Source organism: Streptomyces sennicomposti, assembly GCF_019890635.1.
Classification (GTDB): Bacteria; Actinomycetota; Actinomycetes; order Streptomycetales; family Streptomycetaceae; genus Streptomyces; species Streptomyces sennicomposti.
In genome coordinates this window covers 1-26,073 of the sequence record NZ_JAIOAB010000079.1, presented here as the reverse complement: position 1 = coordinate 26,073, position 26,073 = coordinate 1, and the positions used below count along the sequence as shown (strand labels likewise).

Below are 26,073 nucleotides of genomic sequence, written 5' to 3'. Positions count from 1 at the left end.
GCTGGCCTAGCTGGTTCGCACCACCTCAGAACGGAGAGTGCTCTGCGGATGGGACCGAAGACAGCTAAGGTCTACACGACGCTTTGCGAACGACTCGCCTCGGGCACATACGCACCTGGTGACAAGCTTCCCTCGGAACGCACGCTGGTCGATGAACTCGGCATCGGCAGGACTGCACTGCGTCAAGTACTCGCCCGCCTCGTTGCTGAGGGAGCATTGGAGGTGCGCGGGCGAAGTTCCTATCGTGTGCCGGGTGCGGTGAGCATCGCCCGACCGGACGGAGTGGAGCCGTGGCGTATCCATGGTGAGCGCAACCTCTACGACAACCAGTGGGTCAAGCTGCAGCTCTGGGATGTGGAGCCGCCCGGTGTGGAGCGGTTCGAGCATCACGTTGTGAAGCTGCATCGGGTGGCAGTCACGGCGGTGGTGGACGACCAGGACCGCGTACTGATGATGTGGCGGTACCGCTTCGTACCCCAGCAGTTCGGCTGGGAGCTCCCAGGCGGCATCGTCGACGCCGGTGAGGACCCGTCGGAGACGGCGCTTCGGGAAGTCGTCGAAGAGACCGGGTGGCGCCCGAGGGCTCTGGAACACGTCGTGACCTATCAGCCCATGGTGGGCATGGTCGACTCGCCGCATGAGATCTTCGTGGGCCGCGGGGCTGACAAGGTAGGGGAACCGACCGACCTCGAGGAAGCCGGTCACATCGAGTGGATTCCCCTCGCCGACATTCCGGGGCTCATGGCCCATGGTGAGTTGATGGCGTCCGGCACCCTCGTTGCCCTGCTGCACATCCTGGCCAACCAATACCGGATGATCACAACAAGGACCCCCCGACCACTGGTCAGGGGGTCCTTCGCGCGTTCCGGGCCGGTCAGCGCACGGGACGCAAGGGCGCACTCGGGGAGTCCAGCCAGGGCGTGTGCTCGCCGGTCTTGCCGTTGACCGTCAGGCCGAAGCGCTGCCACCCCGGCCGGCCGAGAGAGTCCCAGTGCAGGAAGGCGACGGTCACCTCGTCCCACAGCTTCCTCGGGCCGGACTGGTAGACCTCGAACTCCTCCCGACCGGGCTTGTAGTCGACCGTGGCCCACGACGTGACGTCGGTGTCCCGCAGCCACAGCGTGTAAGAGCCGTCGGCGTAAGTCTCCGCCCACGGGAAGAGGCCCTGGGTCTGAAGGCCGATGGCGAACATCGGCAGCCAGTCCCCGATCTCCTCCGGAGAGATCGAGGTCAGGGACTTCACGCCATCGGCCGGCCAAGATTTCCCGCCCAGGTACTCGCGCACATGCCGCCGCTTCTGGCGCTGCCGGCGCAGCCGCATGAACGCCGACGAGCCGACGAACGCACCCACCGCGGACCCGTCCCGCTGGACGACCAGACGGACGACGCCCTCGCCGCCGTAGGTGGTGGCGTACGGGGCGACGATGACCCCGCCCGTGCGGACCTGGCCGATCACCCGGTGGGGCACTTCGGTGAGCGCGGCCGTGACCAGGACGCGGTCGTACGGTGCACCCTCGCGGTAGCCCTCGAATCCGTCGCCCACGATGAGCGTCGGCCGGTAGCCGGCGGCCTCGATCCGTTCGCGCGCCGCCTTGGCGTTGGCCTCGTCGACCTCGACGGAGACGACGTTGCCGGACCCGACCCGTTCGGACAGCAGGGCGGCGTTCCAGCCGGTGCCCGTGCCGATCTCCAGGACCCGGCTGGTCTCCTGCACATCGAGCGCGGCCAGCATCGAGAACACCATCGACGGCTGCGAGTTGGAGCACGTCGGCGTCCTCCCCTTGCCGGTGCCCGCGTGCTTGCCGTCGTCCCACTGGGTGGTCAGGGAACGGTCCGAGTAGACCGCCGCGAACCACACCTCCGGGTCCGCGTTGCGGTCGATCGCCTCGCCCTGCCCGGTGCCCTCGGTGCGGCCCGGCCACATCACGTCAGGCACGAACAGCTCGCGCGGCACCGCCTTGTAGGCGTAGAGCCAGTCCGAAGTCAGGGCTCCCGACTCCATGAGCCGGGAGGCCAGCCCATCGGGGCCGGCCTCCCTCAGATCGTGCTCAGTCACCGGCTGGAGCCGCCGTTCGTGTCGCTGTGGCCCGAGTCGTCGCCCTCGCTTCCGCCACCGCCGTGCTTGTTGCCCGAGTTGCTGTCGTCCTCGCCGCCGGCCACGATCCAGGGACGTTCGTCACGCATGGGACACTCCTCGATTTGCGAAGGGATGGTGCTCTGCACTTGCTGACCCCATATCGGCCGCCGCGACCGTCCAAAGAGGCTGCGGCCGAGATGGAGGGCTTGAGTCCCGGCCCCGCCGCACGGGGGAACGAACAGGGCCGGCGTAACGGGCCACCCTGCGGCCTGATCGGCGCATCAGGGATCCGTCCAGGGACGCCAGGGCCTGGTGACGATCTCCTCGAAGCCGAGGTGGCTCGGGTTCTTCCCCGAGTGCCCCAGCGCCCAGGTCCGTGGCGGCTCCCACGCCCCGTCAGAAGCGGACTTCGGGTGCCACCGCTTGAAGGCCAGGACGGTGTGCGGCCCGCTCACAGCCCGAGCCTCCGCATCTCGCTGCGGACGTTGTTGCGCGCCCGCATCTCCTCCAAGGCCGTGGGCGACTCGACGTCGCCGGGGTCGGCCTCCCACTCCTTGCCACCGCGCGTCGGCCGCGGGAGGAGCTTTCCGCCGACCTCGTCCATCAGGAAACCGACCTGGTTCTTGGCCGTGTCCTTGGCCAGGTCGCCGATGCCCGGCTTGCTGTGCTCGTCGTGACCGTCCATGACCACGAAACTACGATCGGCGACGGTCGAGGACCAGGCACATAGCGTTGTAGTTACCTGTCGCCCTGTCAGGACTTGCTACGCAGCGTGATAGTTACCCAGCAACGTCCAGATGGACGGCCATCTCGCGCATGTCCTGCGTCAACGTCCGCTTACGGTGCTTCAGCAGATCCCGCATGATCCGGCGGGCCATCGCCTGATGCCGCAGCCACTCGGGGGACGACTCCTTGATGCCCGTCAGCTCGTCCATCGCGTCCTGATGCGACCCGAGCGTCACATGGGCTCGTGCGACGTCCAGACGGTGCCGATCCCAGTTGTTCGGGCTCGGCCGGCCGAGCTTCTTCAGCGCCTTCCCGGCCACCGGCCCATCGTCGGCCCGATTGAGCACCCCACGGGCATCCCCGACCAAGGACAGATCCTCGATCGCTTTGGTCTCGGCCGTCACCGGCCCGAACGTAGCCCAGTGCTCGTTGAAGTTCATGTGCTCACGCCCGAGCGCGCTCGCGGCTGTCGTCGCCATGCGCCGGGCCTCTTTGGCGACGTCCGGGCGGTTGTTGCGCATCGCCGCAGACGCCACCCGCTGAAGCAGTTCACCCCACACCGCGAGCTGGGCCGCCGTGGCGCTGGACAAGCGCGGCTCGACCGCTTCCGCCGTCTGGGCGGCGAGCTGCTCGGCCTCGTCGAAACGGTCCTGGCGCAGGAGCAGCCAGCCCATACCGACGACGCCGTTCGCGGCGAGCTGGACCTGCCCGGCCTCGCGGGCGTCCTGGATGCCCCGCGCAAGCGCGTGGTACGCCATGTCGTAGCGGCGAACTTGCGTCAGGTACTTGCCGGTGAGCAGCAGGGCGCGCGAGCGCACGATCACGGCGCGCTGCCTCTCCTCGCCTTCGCTGAGGGCGACCGCTGTCTCGGCGGCGCGCAGGATGCCGGGCAGCTTCTTCGCCACGCTGTCGTAGCGGTCCGTCCGGTACAGCGCGTGCTGGTCGTCGATGTCCCTCTGGATCGTGCGCAGAGGGACAACCTGCTCGGGCTCGGTCAGGGTGAGGGACAGGCCGACTGGCGGCATGAGGGCGCGACGCAGCTCCATCAGCCTGGGGCCTTCGCTGGAGTCCACCTCGATGGGGGATGGGACCTCCGTGGCGAACAAGCTGGATGTCTCGGTCCCGAGTGCGCGGGCAAGAGCGTTCAGAGACTCCACGCTGACGTTCTGGCCCTGTTCGACCTTACGGACCACACCCACCGACAGGCTGGCGGCCTCGGCGAGCTGCTCTTGGCTCATCCCCGCCCGGCGGCGGTGATTCCTGACGTTCTCCTGTAGTGACGACATCGAATCACCTCTCAACCAGGGTATGCCCTGCATCCAAACGCCGAAGTCTGCTCCAAGGCTTACATGAAGGGGGACTTGGGGCATCCGGTGGTTGCCGGGCCCGGTCTCCGGGTTCTGCTGCACGACGTAGGTGTTCGACGCCGTCTTGGACTTCTCGTCCGTGCGGGGACGTACCTCGACCCCGGGCTCAGCAGAACGGCCATGACAGCTTCAGTCGTTCATATACATGGCCGAATAGGGCCATCCTGGTCAGCCCGCTGATCTCTGTTCGGACAAGTTCCCGGAATCTCGGTGACCTTGAGGGGGCGCTCCGCTTACAGTGCTAGGCGCGAAGCAGTCTTTGAACGCGTTCAAGAAACCGCGCGGACGAAGGCTCACGGGGTGGAGACGGGGAGGGAGCGCTCGGATGCGCAAGGGGGCCAAGGCCGCGATAGTCGGCGGGGTGTTCGTCGTGTTCGTGGGCGGCGCGGCGTACGGCGGGTACAACCTGCTGTCCGCGCTGAACGGGACGGCGGCCGCCGACTCGCCGGTGGCCGTGCGGACCGGGCCGCCGAACGCGGACGAGGTGAAGGACACCTCCGCGAAGTTCTTCGCCGCGTGGGCGCAGGGCGACGCGACGACCGCCGCCTCGTACACGAACTTCCCCGACGCCGCCCGCACCGTGCTGTCCTCCTACGGGCAGGACGCGCACATCGGCCAGGTGAAGATCACACCGGGCGCCGCCGCCGGGACCACCGTGCCCTTCTCGGTCACGGCCACCGTCTCCTTCGACGGCAAGTCCGCGCCGCTCGCCTACCGCAGCCGGCTGACCGTCGTGCGCGGCACCAACAGCCACCGGCCGCTGGTCGACTGGCAGCCCGAGGTCGTCCACCCCGGCCTGGAGAAGGGCGACACCCTCGTCACCGGGGCCTCCGCCGCCCCGCCCATCGAGGCCGTAGACCGCCACGGCGCCGTGCTGACCAAGGACAAGTACCCCTCGCTCGGGCCGATCCTGGACGAGCTGCGCGCCAAGTACGGCGACAAGGCGGGCGGCACCCCGTCCATCGAGCTGAGCATCCACCACGAGGACACCAACGCCGCCGAGACCCCGCTCCTCACCCTCGCCAAGGGCAAGGCGGGCAAGCTGCGCACCACGCTCAGCGCGAGCGCCCAGGCGGCGGCCGAGCAGGCGGTGCAGAAGTACGCCGAGTCCTCGGTGGTGGCCGTCAAGGCGTCCACCGGCGAGGTGCTGGCGGTCGCCAACCACCGCAACGACGCCTTCAACGCGGCGTTCCTCGGACAGCTCGCCCCCGGCTCCACCATGAAGATCATCACCGCCGCCGCCCTCATCGACAACGGCCTCACCCAGGCGAGCGGCCCCGCGCCCTGCCTCGACAGCGTGCTGTGGGAGGGGCAGACCTTCCACAACCTGCAGGGCATGAAGGCGAACGAGCACGCCACCCTCTCCGAGAGCTTCGCCCGCTCCTGCAACACCGCCTTCATCAAGTTCACCCCCAAGCTGAAGGTGGACTCCCTGACCCGCGAGGCCCAGGACCGCTTCGGCCTCGGCCGGGACGACTGGAAGACCGGCATCCCGTCCTACGACGGCTCGGTGCCCGCCGTCAGCGGCCCGGACCGCGCCGCCAACCTGATCGGCCAGGGCCAGGTGCAGATGAGCCCGCTGAACATGGCCTCGGTGACCGCCACCGCGCTCACCGGCCGCTTCCGGCAGCCGATCCTCGTCGCGCAGAGCCTGGACGGCCGTGAACTCGCCACCGCCCAGGGGCTGCCGGCCGGGACCTCCGCCCAGTTGCAGCAGATGATGCGCCGCACCGCCACCACCGGCACCGGCGCGGTCGCGATGTCGGGGCTGCGCGGCGACATCGGCGCCAAGACCGGCTCCGCCGAGGTCGACGGGCAGGCCAAGTCCAACAGCTGGTTCACCGGCTACCGCAACGACGTCGCGGCCGCCGCGATGACCCAGGAGGGCGGCCACGGCGGCGACGCGGCCGGCCCGATCGTGGCGGCGGTCCTGCGCGCGGCGGGCTGAGCCGCCCCGAGACCCGCTTCCGCGGCAACCCGCCGACCGCCGCGCGGGCCGGTCGGCCGGTCGGCCGATCGGCTCTGCGGGCATGCGACGGCGGTGCGATTGTCGCAGGTTGGCTACGGTCGCCCTTTCGGCGCCGACCTGTCCTGACGGAACCCTAGGCTGGTCGCCGTCGTCGCGTCCGTGCGGCAGGAGCACGCACGAGGACGACGGCAGCGCGGGCGGCGGGGGCCCTGGGGATCGCGGAGGACGGAAGGCAGTGGGCAAGAGAAGGCGCGTCGCCGAGCGACGGAAGAAGCGGCCGGCCCTGATCGGCGGACTGGTCGCCGTGGTGGTGGTCGGCGCGGGCGTCGGCGCCTACGCGCTGCACGGCGGCGGCGCCGAGGCCGAGGGCCGCACCGCGTCCGCGGGAAGCGTCAAGAAGGTGAAGACCGGCCCGCTGACGGCACTCGAGGTGCAGACCGCCGCCGGGCGGTTCCTGACGGCCTGGCAACAGGGCAGGCCGGCCGAGGCCGCAGCGGCGACCAGCGACTCGGCGGCGGCCGGCGCCCTGCTCACCGAGTACGCCGAGGACGCCCACCTCACGAACGTCACGCTGACCGAGGGCACGCCCAGCGGCGGCAAGGTGCCGTTCTCCGTCAAGGCGACGGTGGCGTACCAGGGCGTGACCGCGCCCCTCGCCTACGACAGCGCGCTGACCGTCGTACGCCGCGGCACCGACGGCGCGCCGGTCGTGGACTGGCACGCGGCCGTCGTCCACCCCGACCTCAGGGACGGCGACAAACTCGTCACCGGCGCGTCCGGCACCCCGCCGGTCCGGGCCCTGGACCGGGACGGCCACGAGCTGACCACCGCCGCCTACCCCTCGCTGGGGTCGGTGCTGGACGGGCTGCGCGAGAAGTACGGCAAGACCGCCGGCGGCAAGGCGGGCGTCGAGCTGCGCATCGTGCGCGGCGCGGCGGCGAAGAAGGCCAAGCTGTCCGACAAGACGCTCGCCGAACTGAGCAAGGGCACCCCGGGCACGGTCCGCACGACGCTGAGCCCCGCCCTGCAGGCCGAGGCCGAGCGGCAGGTCGCCAAACGGGAGCGGTCCGCCGTCGTCGTCCTGCGGCCCTCCACCGGCGAGATCCTGGCGGTGGCCAACGCCGGGCACGGCTTCGACACCGCCCTCCAGGGCTCCCTCGCGCCCGGCTCCACGATGAAGGTCATCACCTCCTCGCTGCTGATCGAGAAGAAGCTCGCGTCGGCGGACAAGCAGCACCCGTGCCCGAAGACGTTCACCTACGGCGGCTGGAAGTTCCACAACGACGACGACTTCGAGATCAAGGACGGCACGTTCAAGGCCAGCTTCGCCCGCTCCTGCAACACCGCCTTCATCAGCCAGGCGGGCAAGCTGAAGAACGACGACCTGACCCGCCAGGCCCAGGAGGTGTTCGGGCTGTCGCGGGACAACTGGTCGATCGGGGTGCCGTCCTTCGACGGCGCGGTGCCGGTGCAGTCGGCGGCCCAGATGGCGGCCTCGCTCATCGGGCAGGGCGGAGTGCGGATGAACCCGCTGAACATGGCGTCGGTGGCGGCCACGGTGAAGTCCGGGACCTTCCACCAGCCGTACCTGGTCTCGCCGTCGGTGGACCACCGCAAGCTCGCCACCGCCTCGCGCACCCTGTCCGCGGACACGCTCGCCCAGCTGCGCGAGCTGATGCGGTACACCGCCCAGTCCGGCACGGCCGCCGAGGCGATGGCCGGGCTCGGCCCGGACTACGGCGCGAAGACCGGCTCCGCCGAGGTGGACGGGCAGAAGAAGCCCAACGGCTGGTTCACCGCCTACCGCGGCGACCTCGCCGCGGCCGGCGTCGTCCAGGCCGGCGGCCACGGCGGCGACACGGCGGGCCCGATCGTGGCGGCCCTGCTGAAGAAGGGCTGACCCTCCGGGACCCCGCCCCGGAGCCCGCGGAGCGGGCCGACCACCATCGGCCCGCCCGGGCCGTCACCCGCGCGCCGCCACCGGCCCGCCCGGGCCGCTACCGGGCTGCTTCCCCGCCGCTACCGGTGCGCCACCGCCGGCGTCTCCGCCGCCGTGTACGTCCGCCGCAGGAACCGCGTCAGCGTCCTCGTCTCGAACTGCACCACCGACACGCCCCGCGCGGAGTGGAACTCGACCACCGCCTGGACCCGGCCGCACGGCCACACCCGCACCTCGCCGGTGCCGGCGGGGGCCCGCAGCCCCTGTTCGAGCAGCGAGCGGGAGAACGTCCACTCGTGCCGGTCGGGCAGCCTGACCTGGACCGACCGGGGCTCGTCGGGGTCGTAGCGCAGGACGACCGGTACGGCGCCGGGATCCTCCCGCAGATCGTCGTCGGTGACTATGTGGGCTCGTGCGTACTGTTCGACTACCGACATCGGACGACCCCTTACGCTCTGTGACCCCCACGAAAGCTGCCTGTCCTCTTCCATCCCCGTTCTCTCCAATGTCGCACATTTCCCGGAGAGCGCTTCCCGAACCATCGGCAGCTCATGGAGCGCGTACCCACAGCTCGCCGGGGCACTCCGCCGCGGTTCACGAGGTCCTCGCTCTTGCAACCGGTTCGCAACTGCCCGCTATCCTCGAACGGTGCATGTGCCTGACGGATTCATCAACGCCCCCACCTCCGCCGCCGCCGGTGTGGTAGCCGCCGGCGCCCTAGCCGTGAGCCTGCGCGGCGCCCGCCGGGAACTCGACGAGCGGACCGCGCCCCTGGCCGGTCTGGTCGCCGCGTTCATCTTCGCGGTGCAGATGCTCAACTTCCCCGTCGCGGCCGGCACCAGCGGCCACCTCCTCGGCGGCGCCCTCGCGGCGATACTCGTGGGCCCCTACACCGGGGTCCTGTGCGTGTCCGTGGTCCTGCTGATGCAGGGCATCCTCTTCGCCGACGGCGGCCTGACCGCGCTCGGCGTCAACATCACCGACATGGCGATCACGACGACCGTCGTCGCGTACGCCGTCTTCCGCGGCCTGGTGAAGGTGCTGCCGCGCCGCCGCCGCTCGGTGACCGTCGCCTCGTTCGCCGCCGCGCTGCTCTCGGTCCCGGCCGCCGCGGTGGTCTTCACGCTGATCTACGCGATCGGCGGCACCACCGACGTGTCCATCGGCAAGGTCGCCACCGCCATGATCGGCGTGCACGTCCTCATCGGCATCGGCGAGGCCGCGATCACCGCGCTCACCGTCGGCGCCGTCATCGCCGTACGCCCCGACCTGGTGTACGGCGCGCGCGGCCTGGAGCAACGCCTCAAGCTGCGGGTGAACGGCGAACTGGTCGACGCGCCCGCCGCCGAACCGGCCCCGGCGCCCGTTCCCGCCGCCGCCCGCTCCTCCCACCGCAAGCTGTGGATCACCGGCCTGGTCGCCTCCCTGATCCTCGCCGGCTTCGTCAGCTTCTACGCCTCCGCCAGCCCCGACGGCCTGGAGAAGGTCGCCCACGACCAGGGCATCGACCAGAAGGAGAAGCCGCACGCCAACGCGGACTCGCCGCTCGCCGACTACGGCGTGAAGGACATCTCCGACGCCCGGCTCTCCGGCGGCCTCGCGGGCGTGATCGGCGTCGGCGTCACCGTCGTCGTCGGCAGCACCGTCTTCTGGGTCGTGCGCCGGCGCCGTACGGACTCCGACGCCCCCGGGTCATCCGTCTCGCAGGCCGCCTGAGATGGGAGCCGGGCACGCCCATCGGCTGTACCGGCACGGGCACTCGCCCGTGCACAGGCTGCCGGCGCACACCAAGCTGGCCGCCGCCTTCGCCTTCGTCGTGGTCGTGGTGTCCACCCCGCGCGAGGCGATGTGGGCGTTCGCCCTGTACGCCGTGCTGCTGGCCGCCGTCGCCGCGGCGGCCCGGGTGCCGGCCGGCTTCCTGCTCAAGCGGCTGCTGATCGAGGTGCCGTTCGTCGCGTTCGCGGTGCTCATGCCGTTCGTCGCCGAGGGCGAGCGGGTGCACGTCCTCGGGCTGTCGCTGAGCGTGAACGGCCTGTGGGGCGCCTGGAACGTGCTCGCCAAGGGCACCCTCGGCGTCGCCGCGTCCGTGCTGCTGGCCGCCACCACCGAACTGCGCGAGCTGCTGCTCGGCCTGCAACGGCTCAAACTGCCCCCGCTGCTGGTGCAGATCGCCTCCTTCATGATCCGCTACGGCGACGTCATCACCGACGAGATGCGGCGCATGCGAATCGCCCGCGAGTCCCGCGGCTTCGAGGCGCGCGGGGTGCGCCACTGGGGGGTGCTCGCCAAATCGGCGGGCGCGCTGTTCATCCGCTCCTACGAGCGCGGCGAGCGGGTCCACCTGGCCATGGTCAGCCGCGGCTACGCCGGTTCGATGCCGGTCATCGACGAGGTGACCGCCTCCCGGGCCCAGTGGTCGTACGCACTGGCCCTCCCCTGTGCCGCGCTCGTCGTCTGTCTGCTGGGATGGACCCTGTGACTGCTTCTCTGGAGGTCTCCGGCCTCGCCTTCGCCTACCCCGACGGACACCAGGCCCTCTTCGGCGTGGACTTCGCGATCGAGCGCGGTGAGCGGGTGGCGCTGCTCGGCCCGAACGGCGCCGGCAAGACCACCCTCGTACTGCATCTGAACGGCATCCTCGGCGGCGGCGCCGGCACGGTGACGGTGGCCGGGCTGCCGGTCGGCAAGCGGCACATGGCCGAGATCCGGCAGAAGGTCGGCATCGTCTTCCAGGACCCCGACGACCAGCTGTTCATGCCGACCGTGCGCGAGGACGTGGCGTTCGGACCGGCGGCGGCCGGGCTGAAGGGCGCGGAGCTGGAGGCGCGGGTGCGCACCGCCCTGGAGCGGGTGGGCATGGCCGAGTTCGCCGACCGCCCGCCGCACCACCTCTCCTTCGGCCAGCGCCGCCGGGTGGCGGTGGCGACCGTCCTCGCCATGGAGCCGGAGATCCTGGTCCTGGACGAGCCCTCGTCCAACCTGGACCCGGCCTCCCGCCGCGAACTGGCCGACATCCTGCGCTCGTTGGACGTGACCGTGCTGATGGTCACGCACGACCTGCCGTACGCGCTCGAACTATGCCCGCGCGCGCTGATCCTCAGCGACGGAGTGATCGCCGCGGACGGCCCGACCGGCGAACTCCTCTCCGACGACGCCCTGATGCGCGCCCACCGCCTGGAGCTGCCGTTCGGCTTCGACCCGCGCTCGGTGACGGCCCGCACCTGAGCCCGGCCGTCCTGCCCGCCCCCGAGGAATCGCAGGCGGCGCGCCCGTGTTCCACTCACTGTCGCAGGCGGACGGCGGCTGCGGGTGACGAGTGGTGAACGACGGGAGCAGGGACGTGGGCACGAACGTGGACGTGCACGGCACGGTGGCCGAGGGCTTCGAGCCGGTCGGGGAAGCGTTCGCGGAGAACTTCGCCGCCCGGGGCGAGCGCGGCGCGGCGGTCGCCGTCTACCGCGACGGGCGCCGGGTCGTGGACCTGTGGGCCGGGACGCGCGACGTGGACGGCGCCGACGGCTCGCCGCGCTGGGAGCGGGACACCGCGCAGATCGTGCGCTCCGCCACCAAGGGCGTCGCCGCCGCCGTGCTCCTGCTGCTGCACCAGCGCGGCGAACTGGACCTGGACGCGCCGGTGGGCGCGTACTGGCCCGAGTACAAGGCGGCCGGCAAGGAGCGGACGCTGGTGTGGCACCTGCTCGCCCACCGGGCGGGCGTCCCCGCGCTCGACGTGCCGCTCACCCCCGCCGAGGCCGCCGATCCGGCGCTCGGCGCGCGGGCGGTGGCCGCGCAGGCGCCGGCCTGGGAGCCGGGCACGGACCACGGCTACCACGCCCAGACCTACAGCTGGCTGACGGACGGCCTGGTCCGGCGGGTGACCGGGCGGAGCATCGGCGAGTGGATCGCGGCGGAGGTGGCCGGGCCGCTCGGCGCGGACCTGTGGGTCGGACTGCCCGACAGCGAGCGCGCCCGGGTCGGACGGGTGGGCCGCGTGGAACCCCCGGCGTCGGAGAACGGCGGCCTGCGGACCCGGCCCAAGCGCGCGGTCGCCGAGGCGTACGCGGACCCGGACTCCCTCACCAGCCGCTCCTTCGGCGCGATCACCCCGCACGCCGACGAGAACGACCCGGCGTACCGGGCGGCCGTGCTGCCCGCCTCCAACGGCATCGCCACCGCCGACGGCCTGGCCCGCTTCTACGCCGCCCTGATCGGCGAAGTGGACGGCGGGATACGCCTGTTCACGCCCGAGACGCTGGAGCGGGCGCGCACGGAGGCCTCGGCGGGGCCGGACCGCGTCCTCGTCGTCCCCACCCGCTTCGGCCTCGGCTACATGCTGCACGGCGGCGCCTCGCCGCTGCTGGCCCCGGGCTCCTTCGGCCACCCCGGCCGCGGCGGCGCCCTCGGCTTCGCCGACCCGGAGTCGGGCATCGCCTTCGGCTATGTCACCAACGGCTTCCGCACCAACGTGACGGCGGACCCGAGGGCACAGGCGCTGGTCCGGGCGGTACGGACCGCGACGACGGCCTAGCGACGACGACGGCTCAGCGGCCCACGGGGCACACGGCTCCCCGGTCGCCCGCCGCGGCCCACCGCGGTCCGTCCGGCACCTGCGGATCGGCCGGTCACATGTGGATCGCCTGGGAGGTGCGGCCCGAGGCCTCGTCGATCTCGCCGTGCGCCTTGGTGAGCAGCTGCTCGGCGAGTTCGTTGAGGGCGCGGGCGCCGGCGATCTCCTCGCCGATCCTCGGCTGGTTGGAGTCGGTGCGGTGGCGGCTGGCCCTGCCGTGCGCGCGGACCGCGCTGCCGTCGGGCAGACGGACCATCGCCGCGGCTTTGGTGTGCTGGTCGTCCTCCTTGAACTCCAGCTCCACGTGCCAGCCCACTGCGGTCTTCATCGTGTCCATCGCCATGTCCATCACCTCCGGAACACCTGCTTCCAGGGTGCTCCTTTCCGCACCGCCGCGCAGCATCAGAGGCCTGCCCGGCGGGCGGCGTGGGCTCCCGCATTGTCGGCAGGCGTGCTCACCCGCGGCTGAACGCAGGGGAGGTGCCCCCACGGCGGCGGCCTGCGGTGTCACGCGGTGCGTTCGCGCACGTCCGCGAGGGTGGCGCCGGCGTGGGCGACGAGGTCCCTGGGTGCGATCGGGAAGACGGTGTACGGCGTTCCGGCCGCCGCCCACACGATGTCGTGCGCGAGCAGGGACCGGTCGGCGAGGACGCGGGTCCGGGTCCGGTGCCCGAAGGGCGGCACGCCGCCGATGGCGTACCCGGTGGTCTCCCGGACGACGTCGGCCCTGGCCCGGGTGACCTTCCCGGCCCCGAGTTCCTCCCGCACCCGCTCGACGTCCACTCGCGAGGCCCCGTCCATGAGGACGAGGACGGGTTCCTGGTCGGCGGCGAAGATCAGCGACTTGCAGATCTGGCTCAGCTCGCAGCCGACGGCCGCGGCGGCCTCGGCGGCGGTCCGGGTCGCCTCCGGGAACCGCCGGGTCCGCGCGAGCAGATCGTCGAGCCCGAGCCCCCGGAGGGCCTCGGCGAAACGGGGGTGCGCTCCGGACCCCCCGGCGTCGGTGTCGGCCTCGGTCGTCATACGGGCACGGTACGTCATCGGCGGGGGCGCGCTCGCGCGGTTTTCCCCGGCGGTCGCCCGCCGCCGGGTCGCGGGGCGGGTGAGCGGCCTGGGGCGTTGCGGCTGCGGCGCGTCCGGCCCCGTGCACGGCCGAACGGCCGGTGAGGGACCCGTGCGGGTCCTCACCGGCCGTTCGGCGCGGGCGGGAAAGCGGGCGGGAAAGGGGATCAGGCGTGGACCAGTTCGCGGTCCTCGTCGGCGTCGGCGTCCTTCTCGCGCAGGCCCTCGCCCTCCACGTCGACGTTGGGCAGGGCGCGGTCCAGCCAGGCCGGCAGCCACCAGGCGCGGCGGCCGAGCAGGGCCAGGACCGCCGGGACGATGGCCATACGGACGACGAACGCGTCGAAGAAGACCGCGATCGCCAGGCCGAAGCCGATCATCTTGATCATCGACTCGCTGGAGCCGATGAAGCCGGAGAAGACGGCGATCATGATGACCGCGGCGGCCGTCACGACCCGCGCGCCGTGCCGGAAGCCGGTCACGACCGCTTGGGTCGGCTTCTCGCCGTGGACGTACGCCTCGCGCATCCGGGTCACGAGGAACACCTCGTAGTCCATCGCGAGGCCGAAGACCACGCCCACCATGAAGATCGGCATCATCGACATGACCGGCCCGGTCTGCTCGACGCCCATCAGGCCGGACAGCCAGCCCCACTGGAAGACCGCGACCACGGCGCCGAGCGCGGCCAGCACCGACAGCAGGAAGCCGAGGGCCGCCTTCAGCGGGACCAGGATCGAGCGGAAGACCACGATCAGGAGCAGGAAGGCGAGGCCGACGACCAGCGCCAGATACGGGACCAGGGCGTCGTTCAGCTTCTGCGAGACGTCGATGTTCATGGCCGTGGAGCCGGTGACCAGGATCTCGGCGTCCGTCTTGGCCTTGATGCCGTCGCCCGCGCCGCGGATGGCGTGGACCAGGTCCTCGGTGGTGGTGGAGGACGGCTTGGAGTTCGGGACGACGGTGATCGTCGCGGTGTCGCCGGCCTTGTTGGGCTGCGGCGGGGTGACGGTGACGACGTCCTTGAGGCCCTTGATCTCGTCGCTCACCTCGGTGAAGGCGGTCTTCGGGCGGGCGCTGTCCTTGGCGTCGACGACGACCATCAGCGGGCCGTTGAAGCCGGGGCCGAAGCCCTCGGAGAGCAGGTCGTAGGCGCGGCGCTGGGTGGTGGAGACGGGCTGCGAGCCGTCGTCGGGCAGGCCCAGCTCCAGGGAGGCGGCCGGGACGGCGGCGGCGCCCAGGCCGACCACGCCGAGCAGCAGCACGGCGACGGGCCGGCGGACCACGAAGCTCGCCCAGCGGGTGCCCATGTTGGGGCGGGCCGGCTTCTTGGCGGCGCGGCCGCCGCCGAGCAGCTTGCTCTTCTCGCCGGCCGGCTTGACCCGGCGGCCGGCGTAGCCGAGCAGCGCGGGGATCATGGTGAGGGCGATGAGGACGGCGATGACGACCGTGCCGGCCGCCGCGATGCCCATCTTCGTCAGCATCGGGATGTTGACGACGGACAGGCCGACCAGGGCGATGACGACGGTGAGACCGGCGAAGACCACCGCGGAGCCGGCGGTGCCGACGGCGCGCCCGGCCGCGTCCTCGCGGGTGCGGCCCTCGGCCAGTTCGGCGCGGTAGCGGGAGACGATGAACAGCGCGTAGTCGATGCCGACCGCGAGGCCGATCATCGAGGCCAGGGTGGAGGTGGTGGTGCCCAGGTCGAGGGCGCTGGCCAGGGCGGTCACCGTGGAGACGCCGATGCCGACGCCGATGATGGCGGTCAGCAGCGGCAGCCCGGCCGCCAGCAGCGAGCCGAAGGTGATGACGAGGACGACGGCCGCGATGGCGATGCCGATGATCTCGGTGGCGCCGGTCTCGGGCGCGGCGTTGAGCGCGTCACCGCCGATCTCCACCGTGAGCCCGGCCTTGCGCGCGTCGTCCGCGGCGTCCTCCAGCGCGGTGCGGGAGGAGTCCTCCAGCTCCATGCCGGAGACCTTGTACTTCACCGACGCGTACGCGATCGTGCCGTCCTTGCTGACGGCGTGACCGGTGTAGGGGTCGGCGACAGAGGCCACCTCGGAACCGCCGGCCAGCTCCTTGACCGTCTTGTTCACGGTCGCCTTGTTGCCGGCGTCGGTCATCTTCTCGCCCGCCGGCGCCTTGAACACCACGCGTGCGGTCGCGCCGTCGGCGCTCGCGCCCGGGAAGCGCTGTTCCAGCAGGTCGAAGGCCTTCTGCGCCTCGGTGCCGGGAATGGAGAAGGACGTGTTGCCCGCGGCGGGCGCGGAGGCCGCGCCGACGCCGGCGAGCGTCAGCAGCGCCACCCAGATCAGGGCGACGAAGTGCCGTCGCCTGAAGGCGAGGCGGCCTAGTTTGTACAGGAACGTGGCCACTGGGGCGTACTCCCGGTCAGGTCGTTGGGTGGAACTGGGCAGGGGGGATCAGCCCGACGACGTGAGCGGTGACGTCAGAAGGTGGGCTTGCTGGGGAGAGGTGTCAGGAGGTGGGTGCGCCGAGGGCGGGGAGGACCACGGCGTCGATGTACGAACGGAGGAAGTCCTGGGTGGGCGGCTGATCCTCCATCAGCGCGCGGACGACGAACCCGCCGGCCATCATGTGCACCACGAAGTCGAGGGCCGGACAGTCCGCCCGGACCTCGCCCCGGTCGACGGCGCGCCGCACCAGACGGTTGAAGGCGGCCGTCTCGGGCTCGATGAGCTGTTCCCGGAAGGCCTGCCGGAGATCGGGGTTGTTGTGCATCGCCATGGCCAGGCCCCGCATCAGCGCGGAGTTCTGCTCCATGGTGCAGTCGTCCTCCCGGGCGACCAGGGCGTGCAGATCGCCGCGGAGCGATCCGGTGTCGGTGCCGTCGAACGAACTGGGCTTGTCGTGCCGGACGGCTCTGACCACCAGTTCGGCCTTGCCGCCCCACTGGCGGTAGAGCGTGGCCTTGCTGGACCGGGTGCGGGCGGCGACGGCGTCCATGGTGAGGGCGTCGTAGCCGACCTCGCGGAGCAGGTCGAGCACGGCCGCGTACAGCTCGGCCTCGCGCTCGGGCGTGAGCCGGCTCCGACGCGTGGTCGCCACCTCGGTCATCCCGCCCGCCCTTCCTGTCCGCTCCGGCCGCGCCGGACGATGCTGTTTCGTACGTCACGAATGTAGCGCACGCCGCGAGCGAAACGAAACAGTTTCGTACGTGGGTTGGGTCACGTCTGTCGGATCGGGATAAGGAGGGCGGGGGCGGCGGGGCGCGGCGGGCGCCGCCGGGCTCGGGGGCGGTATCCGGGAGGGCGGGGTGAGCCGAGGAGGGGGCGGCATCCGGGCCGGCACGAGTTGCTGCGCTCCCTCGCCGGGCGAAGCATGGATTGGTGAGTTATCTGCGCCTGCCGCACCTCAGCGGCGACCTGTTGTGCTTCGTGGCCGAGGACGACCTGTGGCTGGCCCCGCTGGACGGAGCGGACCGGGCCTGGCGGCTCACCGTGGACCGCACCAAGACCGGCCACCCCCGCTTCTCCCCCGACGGCCGCCACATCGCGTACACCACCTGGCGCAGCCTCGCGCCGGAGATCCACCTGGTGCCGGTGGACGGCGGGCCGGGCCGGCAGCTGACGTACTGGGGCAGCTCCGACACCCGAGTGTGCGGCTGGTCGCCGCCCGACGAGATCGGCAACACCGAGATCCTCGCCGTCACCTCGCAGGGCGAGCCGTTCTCGTACTTCACCTGGGCCTACAAGGTCGCCACCGACGGCTCCCCCGGCCGCAAACTGCCCTGGGGCCCAGTCTCCGACCTCCAGGCAGCCGACGTGGACGGCGAGCGCAAGAGCCTGCTGCTGACCGGCACCCCGCCGCACGAGCCCGCCTCCTGGAAGCGCTACCGGGGCGGCGCGACGGGCCGGCTGTGGCTGCACGGGCAGCGGCTGCTGCCCGACCTCGGCGGCCATCTGGCCTGCCCCATGTTCGTCGGCGGCCGGATCGCCTTCCTCTCCGACCACGAGGGCGTGGGCAACCTCTACTCGTGCGCCTGTGACGGCTCCGACCTGCGCCGGCACACCGACCACGACGCCTTCTACGCCCGGCACGCGGCGAGCGACGGCAGCCGGGTGGTGTACCAGTGCGCGGGCGAACTGTGGCTGGTGGACGACCTGTCCGCGGACTCCGAGCCGCGCAGGCTCGAGGTACGGCTGAGCGGGCCGCGGGCGGGGCGGCGCCCCTATCCGGTGCCGGCCGCGCAGCACGTGGACGGCATCTCCGTCGACGAGACGGGCCGGGCCAGCGCGGTCGTCGTCCGCGGCTCGCTGTACTGGCTGACGCACCGCGACGGGCCGGCGCGCACGATCAGCGACACGCCCGGCGTACGGGTGCGGCTGCCGGAGATGCTCGGGGCGAGCGGGCGGATCGCCTACGTCACCGACGCCGACGGAGAGGACGCCGTCGAGATCGCCGACCTGCCGCGCGCCACCGGCTCCCACCCGCCCCGCCGGCTCGCCTCCGGGGAACTCGGCCGCGTCCTGGAGATGGTCTCCGACCCGGACGGCGAACGCCTGGCCGTCGCCGCCCACGACGGCCGCCTCCTCCTGGTCGACGTCTCGGAGGAAAGGGAAGACGCCGGCGGCCTGGGGGACCTCCTCCGGGCGGGGGAGGCCGGGGAGGGGGCCGGTGGGGGCGATGCCTCGGGCGGGGGTGACATGTCCGGTGGGGGTGCGGGGAGTGGCGGGGCTGATGCCTCCGGCGAAGCCGATACCTCCACGCCTTCCGGCGGAGCCGACACCTCTGACACCCCGGGCGGAGCCCAAGCCCCCGGCGAAGCCCAGGCCCCCCGCGAGGCCGACACGCCCGCATCTCCCGGCGAAGCCGAAGCGTCGGAGGCCCCCGGCGGAGCCAACACCCCCGCAGCCCGCGGCGAAGCCGATACCTCCACACCTTCCGGCAAAGCCAACACCCCAGACGGAGCCCAGACCCCCGGCGAAGCCAACACCCCAAACACCCCGGACGGAGCCCAGACCCCCGGCGAAGCCGACACCCCTGACACCCCCGGCGGAGCCAGCGCCCCCGGCGGAGCCGTTCCCCCCTCCGCACCCCCCGGAGGGCTCGTCACCGAGTTGGTGCGGTCGGGGAACGGGCCCGTGCGGGATCTGGCGTTCTCGCCGGACGGGGCCTGGGTCACCTGGTCGCACCCCGGCATCGGCCGCTCGCTGCGGCAGATCAAGATGGCCCGTATCAAGGACCGTACGGTCATCGACGTCACCGACGGCCGCTTCGAGGACGAGAACCCCGTCTTCACCCGCGACGGCCGCTACCTCGCCTTCCTCTCCTGGCGCGGCTTCGACCCGGTGTACGACGTGCATACCGGCGACCTGTCCTTCCCGCTCGGCTGCAAGCCCTACCTCGTCCCCCTCTCCTCCGCGACCCCCTCCCCCTTCGCCCTGACCCCCGAGGGCCGCCCCGCGGCCGGCGGTCTCGACCCGGTGGAGGACGAGGAGACCGGCGAGCCGGGCGCGGTGATGGTGGAGGTGGAGGGGCTGGAGAGCCGGGTGACGCCGTTCCCGGTCACCGCCTCCAAGTACTCCGCGCTGCACCCCGTGGCCGGCGGCGGCCTGGTCTGGCTGCGCTGGCCCATCTCCGGCGCGCTGGGCGAGACGTTCGCCAACCCCAACGACATGACCGGCCGCCCCACGCTGGAGTACTTCCACATCAGCAAGGCGAAGAAGTCCGAACTCGTCGCCCACCTCGACTGGTTCACGGTCAGCGGCGACGGCACCCGGCTGGTCGTCGTGGACGAGGGCGACCTGCGCGCGGTCCCCTCCACCGAGCTGGGCGACAGCGACACCACGACCTGGATCGACACCCGCCGCATCCTGCACACCGTCGATCCGCCCGCCGAGTGGCGGCAGGCGTACGAGGAGGCGGGCCGGATCGTCCGGGACTACTTCTGGGACCCGGGGATGTGCGGCATCGACTGGAACGGCGTGCTCGCGCAGTACCGCCCGCTGGTCGAACGCGTCGCCTCCCCCGACGAGTTCGCCGACCTGCTGCGCGAGGTCCTCGGCGAACTCGGCACCTCGCACGCCTACGTGGCCGCCGCCCGCCGCAACGAGGGCCCGCCGCACTACCAGCGCTGGCAGGGCCTGCTCGGCGCCGACCTGGTGCGCCGCGACGCCGGCTGGGTGGTCAAGCGCATCCTGCCCGGCGACTCCTCCGACTCCCGCGCCCGCTCCCCGCTGGCCGGCGCCGGCATCCGCGACGGCGCGGTGCTGACCCACGTGGACGGCCGCCCGGTGGACCCGGTGACGGGACCGTTCCCGCTGCTGGCCGGGGCCGGCGCCACGACGGTGGAGCTGACGTTCACGACGGCGGAGGGCGAGGGTCCTTCCCGCCGGGTCGCGATCGTCCCGCTGGTCGACGACCGGCCGCTGCGCTACCAGGACTGGGTGTCCAAACGCCGTGCGGTGACCCGGGAGTTGAGCGACGGCCGGTGCGGCTACCTGCACATCCCGGACCTCGGCGGCTCGGGCTGGGCGCAGTTCAACCGGGACGTGCGCATGGAGATGTCCCGCCCGGCGCTGATCGTGGACGTGCGCGGCAACGCGGGCGGCCACATCAGCGAGCTGGTCATCGAGAAGCTGACCCGCACGATCCTCGGCTGGGACCTGACCCGCGACGCCGAGCCGGTGTCGTACGCCTCGAACGCGCCGCGCGGGCCCATCGTCGCCCTCGCCGACGAGGCGACCTCGTCCGACGGCGACATGATCACGGCGGCGATCAAGCTGCTGAAGCTCGGTCCGGTGGTCGGCCAGCGCACCTGGGGCGGCGTGGTCGGGATGACCGGCCGGCACCGGCTCGGCGACGGCACGGTGATCACGGTGCCGATGAACGCGGCGTGGTTCGACGCGTACGGCTGGTCCGTCGAGAACCACGGCGTGGCCCCCGACGTGGAGAGCCTGCGCACCCCGCTGGACTGGGCCGAGGGCCGCCACCGCGAGATGGACGACGCGATCGAACTGGCCCTGGACCTCCTGTCGTCCAACCCCCCGGCCACCCCGCCCACCTACGCCGACACCCCGGACCTGGCCCGCCCCCACCTCCCCCCGCGCCCCGACCCCGAGTCCGAGTGAACTACTCAGTACGGCAAAACGCGGGGCATCCAAGGGAACTTGGATGCCCCGCGCCGTCCCGGCCAGGCCGAGCAGAGGAGGAGGGCCGCTTAGCGGTCGAAGTCCTCACCGATGCGCTCGTCCAGCTCGTCGTGCGCGTCACCGACACCCTGACGCGCCCGCTCGCCCTGCTGCGACGCCCGCTGACCGGCCTTCTGGCGGGCCTCGCCGGCCCGCTCACGGCCCTGCTGCTGACCCTGCTGGCCCTGCTGCCGGCCCTGGCGGGCCTTCTGCTGCGCCTGCTCGGCCTGGTCCTGGATCTTGTCCTTCATGCCCATGCTGTTTCACTCCCGTGTGGGTGAGTCGATCCCCAAGTGGGTGAGGGGATCGGGCTCGACCAGATTCACACGCGCGGTGACCCTCCGCATGTCGATCAACGACGCTGTGTGACCGCCGTACTGCGCTCCTGCTCGTCGGCCGCGCCGCCCGCCCCGACGAGCCCGATCCGCATCCCGCTCAGCCGGTCCGCGAACCGCCGCATCTCCCGCTGCCCCACGGTCCCGATGACGGCCGGCAGATACCCGCGCACGCTCTGCATCCCGCGCAGCCACCACTGCCCGTACACATGGCTGGAGCGCCGCTCGATGCCGTCCACGATCCGGTCCACGGCGGGACCGAGCGGGTAGGTCTTGTTGGACGGCCACGGCAGCCGCTGCCGCAACTCCCGCATCACGTCGTCCTGGTCGGCCCCGCGCACCATGTCGGTGTCGGTCCAGGACAGATACGCGACGCCCACCCGCACGCCCTGATAACCGACTTCGGCGCGCAGGCTGTGCGCGTACGCCTCCACGCCGGACTTGGAGGCGCAGTACGCCGACATCATCGGCGCCGGGGTCATCGCGGCGAGCGAGGCGACCTGGAGCAGATAGCCGCGGCTCTCGGTGAGCGCGGGCAGGAACGCCCGGCCGGTGACCGCCGAGCCGATCAGGTTGACCTCGATCACCCGCCGCCAGGCCTGCGGGTCGGACTCGACGAACGGACCGCCGGTCGCCACACCGGCGTTGGCGACGACGACGTCCACCCGCCCGAAGCGTTCCTTGACCTCCGTCGCGACCCGGGCCATCGCCTCGTGGTCGGTGACGTCGGCGTGCCAGTGGGCGCTCTCGGTGTGCAGCCGCTCGGAGACCTGCTTGAGCGCGTCCGGCTCCAGTCCGACCAGCGCCACCTTGACGCCCCGCGCGGACAGTTTGCGCGCGAGCAGTTCGCCGACGCCCCGCGCGGCGCCCGTGACGACCGCGACCTGCCCCTCCAGGCTGACCCTGCTCATGCGCCCTCTCCGATCCGTGCGTCGTCGATCCGTACGTCGTCGATCCGTGCGTCGTCGTTGTCGTTGTCCTTGCCGCCGCCGTCGCCGTTCGCGCGGTCCGCGCCGCGGGGGCCGGCGTACTCGGTGACCAGCTCGCGGATCTTCGCGGTGATCGCCTCCGGCGCCTCCATCGGCGTCATGTGGCCGAGGCCGGGCAGTTCGGTCAGGCCGACGCACTGCGGCAGCGCGGCGGCCAGCGCGCGGGCGTGCACCGGCGGGGTGAGCCGGTCGGCGGTGCCCACGACCACCGCGGCCGGCACCCGCAACCGCCGTACGCCGTGGTCGAGATCGAGCGCGTCGAGCACCTGCGACCAGGCGTGGCGCACGCGGCGCGGGCAGGCGTGCACGATCCGCGCGCACGCCTCGACCGCCTGCGGCGCCGTGCGGGCGCCCATCGTGGCGTACTTGAGGATGCGCTGGGCGAGCGGTGTGACGGGGCCGAGGGGCGCCCGGGAGCCGAGGACGCGCCGGGTCAGCGCGGTGCGCAGCCGGCCGGCCCGGATCGGCACGACGGTCGACTCGGCGACCAGCCGGGACGCGCCCGTGCTGCACAGCAGGACGGCCGCGGCGTGCTCCTGGAGGCCGGGCCGGTCGGCGGCGGCGATGATCGTCATGCCGCCCATCGAGTGGCCGGCGAGCACCGCCTTCTCGCCGGGGGCGAGGGTGGCGGCGAGCACGGCTTCGAGGTCGTCGGCGAGCGCGTCGGTGGTGCACGCCGGGTTCGCCGGGCTGCGGCCGTGGCCGCGCTGGTCGTAGGCGATGACGCGGTGGTCGACGGCCAGGTCCCGCAGTTGCGCGGCCCAGAAGGCGGTCGAGCAGGTCCAGCCGTGGGCGAGGACGACGGCGGGGGCGCCCTCGGGGCCGTGCACCTCGACGTGCAGCCGGGCGCCGTCGGCGGAGACGGCGGTGAGTTCGCGGGCGGCGGCGGGCGGGACGTAGGGGCCGGCGGCGAGGGCGGCGGGGCGGCTCACGCGCCCACCTCCACCTGCGGACCGGCGTCCTCGCTCACCGCGGCGCCCGAACCACCCTGTACTACGGCGGTTTTGGCGGCCGTGGCGCGGACGACCTCGTACTCGGCGAGGTCCACCCGGCGGGTCTCGCGGCGGAACTCGGTCGTCGTGCCGGGCCAGATGGTGGTGTTGCGGCCGCTCGGGTCGAGGTACCAGCTGGTGCAGCCGCCGGTGTTCCACACCGTGCGCCGCATGCGCTCCTGGACCTTGCGGTTCCAGGCGTTGACGGCGCTCGGCCGGGCGTCGAGGGCGACCCGGCCGCCGAGGACGTCCAACTGCCGCAGGTAGTCGGCCATGTAGTTCAGCTGGGACTCGATCATGAGGATCATCGAGGAGTTGCCGAGGCCGGTGTTGGGGCCGATGATCGTCATCCAGTTCGGGAAGCCGGAGGCGGCGGCGCCGCGCAGTGCGGCCATGCCGTTCTTCCAGGTCTCCGCGAGGGTGCGGCCGTCCGCGCCGACGACCCGCTCCGAGATCGGCATGTCGGTGACGTGGAAGCCGGTGCCGAAGACGATCGCGTCGACCTCGGTCTCGGTGCCGTCGGCGGCGACGACGGTGGAGCCGCGGACCTCGCTCAGGCCGCTGGCCACGACGTCGACGTTGTCCTGCGCGAGCGCCGGGTAGTAGGCGTTGGAGAGCAGGATGCGCTTGCAGCCGATGCGGTAGTCGGGGGTGAGCTTGGCGCGCAGCGCCGGGTCCTTGATGGCGCGGGCGATGTTGCGCTTGGCCAACTGCTCGACGAAGCCCAGTTCGTTGGGGTGCTTGGTGAACGCCTGGACCTGCAACTCCCGGATGCCCCACAGCAGTCCGCGGCGCAGCCGGGTGGTCACCGGCAGCGCGCGGTGCACGGCGCGCTCCAGGCCGGTGACGGCCCGGTCCATGCGGGGCATCACCCAGGCCGGGGTGCGCTGGAAGAGGGTGAGGCGGGCGACCTCGGGCTGGATGGAGGGCACGATCTGGATGGCGGAGGCGCCGGTGCCGATCATGGCGACGCGCTTGCCGGCCAGGTCGTAGTCGTGGTCCCAGCGGGCGGAGTGGGAGACCTTGCCGGGGAAGGTGTCCAGGCCCGGGATGTCGGGGATCTTCGGGTCGGACAGCGGGCCGGTGGCGGAGACGACGACGTCGGCGGACCAGTCGCCGCCGGTGGTCTCGATGTCCCAGCGCAGCAGCTCCGTGTTCCAGGTCATCTTCTTCACCTCGGAGTTGAGGCGCAGATGCGGGCGGAGCCGGAAGGTGTCGGCGACGTGCTCCAGGTAGGCGCGGATGTGCTGCTGGCCGGAGAAGGTGCGCGGCCAGTCGGGGTTGGGCGCGAAGGAGAACGAGTACAGGTGCGAGGGCACGTCGCAGGCGCACCCCGGATAGCTGTTGTCGCGCCAGGTGCCGCCGACGCTGCCGGCCCGCTCCAGGACGACGAAGTCGGTGATGCCCTCGCGGCGCAGCCGCACGGCGGCGCCCAGACCGCCGAAGCCGGACCCGATCACCGCCACCCGCACATGCTTCTTCCCGTGCCCGTGCTCCTGCTCGGCCATTGAGCGCCCCTCCATGACTCGCCTGTAGCGACACGCATCCGGTGCGGTCCGCACCGGCCTTCCCGCGACTCTGCCAGTGAACACTGGCGCAATGGTGAGAGCGTAGAGGAGGTCCGTACCGATCGGTAGGGGTGCGCCAAGGAAAGTTACCGGCGATACAACATAGGCTGCCGGTGTGGCAGAAGACGCTGGACGAGACGACGGAGCGGGTGGCGGCGGCCCACGCGAGTACCGCATGGAGGAACTGGCCCGGCTGGCCGGCATCACCGTGCGCACCCTGCGCTTCTACCGCGAGCGCAAGCTGATCCCGCCGCCGCGCCGCGAGGGCCGCATCGCCTGGTACGACGACCACCACCTGGCCCGGCTGCGCACCATCTCGGCCCTGCTGGAGCGCGGCCACACCCTCAGCGGCATCGCCGAACTGGCCGAGGCCTTCGACCACGGCCGCGATGTGGGCGACCTGCTGGGCGTGGGCGCCCCCACCGAGGAGACCCCGGTCCGCCTCACCCCCGAGGAACTCGCCGACCACTTCGCGGGCGAGGTCACCGCGGAGAACCTGGCCGCCGCGATGGACCTCGGCTACCTCGGCACCGACGGCGACGAACTCGTCCACATCAGCCGCCGGCTGCTGGACGTCTCGGCCGCGCTGGTCCGCGAGGGCATCCCCCTCGCCGAGGTCCTGGCCGCCGGCCACCGCGTCCGCGAACACGCCGAGGCCCTGGCCGAACTCTTCACCGACCTGATCACCCGCCACGCCACCCAGGACGACCTCCACCGCCTGCGCCCCCTGGCGAAGAGCGTCGTGGACGCGGAACTCTCGATGGCCCTGGACCGGCGACTGCGCAAGGAGTGAGGGGGGCTCGGGCGGGCGTCCGGAATCAGGATGCCGACGTGGTAGTCGACCGTGGCCGCTGCCGCCGTCAATGCTTACGTCTTTACTTCGCGTTCATTCCGCACGCCGAGGGCTGTAAATTTTGAAAAAGCAGCGATTCGCTTCCCCGATCCTTCGATGGAAGTCGATAGCCGACAACATCCAGTCCCACTCGCTGAGATCCGCAGTGAGTCGCTTGGCCGCCTCCATCGTTCCCATCTGAAGGTAAAAAGCCGCAGCCTGACCGATTCTTCCTGTGCGCAGGATGTCCACCTCGCTTCGACAATTATGCAGATAACTCCTTCGGAAATCAGTGGACTCGATCAAGGTCAATGCACCGACATGCACCGCATGGTTGCACTCCAGGTACATGTGGCGAAGACTTTCGCTCTCAACAGCCTCCTCCAGGTCCCGGAAGGTGACATTCCTCCCTCCGCTCACCCTCACCGCCGGAGCAGCCCAGTTATTGTGCCCACGGAAGAGATACGTTCCCCACCGGCCAACCGCGACGTCTCTT

23 protein-coding genes and 1 pseudogene are annotated in these 26,073 nt (G+C 71.9%); 9 read left to right on the top strand and 15 right to left on the bottom strand.

Going from position 1 to position 26,073, the window contains the following annotated elements; translation table 11 throughout:
* Nucleotides 1-48 precede the first annotated feature (48 nt).
* Nucleotides 49-807: pseudogene (locus tag K7787_RS28980) on the top strand (NUDIX domain-containing protein); the annotation flags it as partial.
* Nucleotides 808-874: 67 nt separating this feature from the next.
* Here the strand turns inward: K7787_RS28980 and K7787_RS28975 are convergent.
* From K7787_RS28975 to K7787_RS28960, 5 genes are all read right to left on the bottom strand, one after another.
* A complete protein-coding gene (locus K7787_RS28975; RefSeq protein WP_308036491.1) occupies nucleotides 875-2,056 on the bottom strand; it encodes a methyltransferase domain-containing protein in 1,182 nt (393 codons plus the stop codon).
* Nucleotides 2,053-2,184 carry a hypothetical protein gene (locus K7787_RS32185; protein WP_267907422.1) on the bottom strand — a complete coding sequence of 44 codons (132 nt, stop codon included), beginning with the start codon at nucleotides 2,182-2,184 and terminating at the stop codon, nucleotides 2,053-2,055. Before K7787_RS32185 ends, K7787_RS28975 begins: the two co-directional genes overlap by 4 nt.
* 174 nt (nucleotides 2,185-2,358) lie before the next feature.
* A complete protein-coding gene (locus K7787_RS28970) occupies nucleotides 2,359-2,532 on the bottom strand; it encodes a DUF7848 domain-containing protein (protein ID WP_156301880.1) in 174 nt (57 codons plus the stop codon).
* Nucleotides 2,529-2,762, bottom strand: a complete 234-nt coding sequence (locus K7787_RS28965) for a hypothetical protein (RefSeq protein WP_223003460.1) — start codon at nucleotides 2,760-2,762, stop codon at nucleotides 2,529-2,531. The genes K7787_RS28970 and K7787_RS28965 overlap by 4 nt, the downstream gene beginning before the upstream one ends.
* Before the next feature lie 94 nt (nucleotides 2,763-2,856).
* Nucleotides 2,857-4,089 carry a helix-turn-helix domain-containing protein gene (locus tag K7787_RS28960; RefSeq protein ID WP_169439070.1) on the bottom strand — a complete coding sequence of 411 codons (1,233 nt, stop codon included), beginning with the start codon at nucleotides 4,087-4,089 and terminating at the stop codon, nucleotides 2,857-2,859.
* A 406-nt stretch (nucleotides 4,090-4,495) separates the two neighbouring features.
* On the opposite strand from K7787_RS28960, the gene K7787_RS28955 reads away from it, so the two are divergent.
* Together K7787_RS28955 and K7787_RS28950 are read left to right on the top strand one after the other, a co-directional pair.
* Nucleotides 4,496-6,118 carry a penicillin-binding transpeptidase domain-containing protein gene (locus K7787_RS28955; protein WP_223003459.1) on the top strand — a complete coding sequence of 541 codons (1,623 nt, stop codon included), beginning with the start codon at nucleotides 4,496-4,498 and terminating at the stop codon, nucleotides 6,116-6,118.
* Between the two features lie 256 nt (nucleotides 6,119-6,374).
* Nucleotides 6,375-8,039 carry a penicillin-binding transpeptidase domain-containing protein gene (locus K7787_RS28950; RefSeq protein WP_223003458.1) on the top strand — a complete coding sequence of 555 codons (1,665 nt, stop codon included), beginning with the start codon at nucleotides 6,375-6,377 and terminating at the stop codon, nucleotides 8,037-8,039.
* A gap of 119 nt (nucleotides 8,040-8,158) precedes the next feature.
* On the opposite strand, the gene K7787_RS28945 is transcribed toward K7787_RS28950, so the two are convergent.
* Nucleotides 8,159-8,515: an SsgA family sporulation/cell division regulator gene (locus K7787_RS28945; RefSeq protein ID WP_169439067.1), complete on the bottom strand. Its 357-nt coding sequence runs from the start codon at nucleotides 8,513-8,515 to the stop codon at nucleotides 8,159-8,161.
* A 211-nt stretch (nucleotides 8,516-8,726) separates the two neighbouring features.
* On the opposite strand from K7787_RS28945, the gene K7787_RS28940 reads away from it, so the two are divergent.
* The 4 genes from K7787_RS28940 (at nucleotide 8,727) to K7787_RS28925 (ending at nucleotide 12,606) form a co-directional block, all read left to right on the top strand.
* Nucleotides 8,727-9,794, top strand: a complete 1,068-nt coding sequence (locus K7787_RS28940; RefSeq protein ID WP_164387692.1) for an energy-coupling factor ABC transporter permease — start codon at nucleotides 8,727-8,729, stop codon at nucleotides 9,792-9,794.
* Between the two features lies 1 nt (nucleotide 9,795).
* On the top strand, nucleotides 9,796-10,557 hold the full coding sequence (gene cbiQ / locus K7787_RS28935) for a cobalt ECF transporter T component CbiQ (protein ID WP_223003457.1): 762 nt from the start codon (nucleotides 9,796-9,798) through the stop codon (nucleotides 10,555-10,557).
* Nucleotides 10,545-11,303, top strand: a complete 759-nt coding sequence (locus K7787_RS28930; RefSeq protein ID WP_223003456.1) for an energy-coupling factor ABC transporter ATP-binding protein — start codon at nucleotides 10,545-10,547, stop codon at nucleotides 11,301-11,303. Before cbiQ ends, K7787_RS28930 begins: the two co-directional genes overlap by 13 nt.
* A 127-nt stretch (nucleotides 11,304-11,430) precedes the next feature.
* Complete coding sequence (locus K7787_RS28925) at nucleotides 11,431-12,606, top strand: serine hydrolase domain-containing protein (RefSeq protein ID WP_223003461.1); 1,176 nt, start codon at nucleotides 11,431-11,433, stop codon at nucleotides 12,604-12,606.
* 94 nt (nucleotides 12,607-12,700) lie between these two features.
* Here K7787_RS28925 and K7787_RS28920 read toward each other — a convergent pair whose 3' ends face one another.
* The 4 genes from K7787_RS28920 to K7787_RS28905 form a co-directional block, all read right to left on the bottom strand.
* Entirely contained in the window at nucleotides 12,701-12,994 is a 294-nt protein-coding gene (locus K7787_RS28920; RefSeq protein ID WP_019986021.1) for a DUF1876 domain-containing protein, read from the bottom strand.
* Between the two features lie 158 nt (nucleotides 12,995-13,152).
* Nucleotides 13,153-13,668, bottom strand: a complete 516-nt coding sequence (locus K7787_RS28915; protein ID WP_223003455.1) for a YbaK/EbsC family protein — start codon at nucleotides 13,666-13,668, stop codon at nucleotides 13,153-13,155.
* Nucleotides 13,669-13,874: 206 nt separating this feature from the next.
* Entirely contained in the window at nucleotides 13,875-16,082 is a 2,208-nt protein-coding gene (locus K7787_RS28910; RefSeq protein ID WP_164387690.1) for an MMPL family transporter, read from the bottom strand.
* Between the two features lie 103 nt (nucleotides 16,083-16,185).
* A complete protein-coding gene (locus K7787_RS28905; RefSeq protein ID WP_019986018.1) occupies nucleotides 16,186-16,785 on the bottom strand; it encodes a TetR/AcrR family transcriptional regulator in 600 nt (199 codons plus the stop codon).
* 272 nt (nucleotides 16,786-17,057) lie between these two features.
* Between K7787_RS28905 and K7787_RS28900 the strand changes: the two genes are divergently transcribed.
* On the top strand, nucleotides 17,058-20,801 hold the full coding sequence (locus K7787_RS28900) for a S41 family peptidase (protein ID WP_223003454.1): 3,744 nt from the start codon (nucleotides 17,058-17,060) through the stop codon (nucleotides 20,799-20,801).
* Between the two features lie 89 nt (nucleotides 20,802-20,890).
* On the opposite strand, the gene K7787_RS28895 is transcribed toward K7787_RS28900, so the two are convergent.
* The 4 genes from K7787_RS28895 to K7787_RS28880 form a co-directional block, all read right to left on the bottom strand.
* Entirely contained in the window at nucleotides 20,891-21,118 is a 228-nt protein-coding gene (locus K7787_RS28895; RefSeq protein ID WP_019986016.1) for a hypothetical protein, read from the bottom strand.
* A 95-nt stretch (nucleotides 21,119-21,213) separates the two neighbouring features.
* Entirely contained in the window at nucleotides 21,214-22,107 is an 894-nt protein-coding gene (locus K7787_RS28890; RefSeq protein WP_223003453.1) for an SDR family oxidoreductase, read from the bottom strand.
* A complete protein-coding gene (locus K7787_RS28885; RefSeq protein WP_223003452.1) occupies nucleotides 22,104-23,117 on the bottom strand; it encodes an alpha/beta fold hydrolase in 1,014 nt (337 codons plus the stop codon). The genes K7787_RS28890 and K7787_RS28885 overlap by 4 nt, the downstream gene beginning before the upstream one ends.
* Complete coding sequence (locus tag K7787_RS28880) at nucleotides 23,114-24,685, bottom strand: flavin-containing monooxygenase (RefSeq protein WP_223003451.1); 1,572 nt, start codon at nucleotides 24,683-24,685, stop codon at nucleotides 23,114-23,116. The genes K7787_RS28885 and K7787_RS28880 overlap by 4 nt, the downstream gene beginning before the upstream one ends.
* A 235-nt stretch (nucleotides 24,686-24,920) precedes the next feature.
* Here K7787_RS28880 and K7787_RS28875 point away from each other — a divergent pair, with 235 nt between their 5' ends.
* On the top strand, nucleotides 24,921-25,538 hold the full coding sequence (locus K7787_RS28875) for a MerR family transcriptional regulator (RefSeq protein ID WP_043260940.1): 618 nt from the start codon (nucleotides 24,921-24,923) through the stop codon (nucleotides 25,536-25,538).
* Between the two features lie 93 nt (nucleotides 25,539-25,631).
* Here the strand turns inward: K7787_RS28875 and K7787_RS28870 are convergent.
* A partial coding sequence (locus K7787_RS28870; protein WP_223003450.1) for a hypothetical protein occupies nucleotides 25,632-26,073 on the bottom strand: 442 nt, incomplete at its 5' end.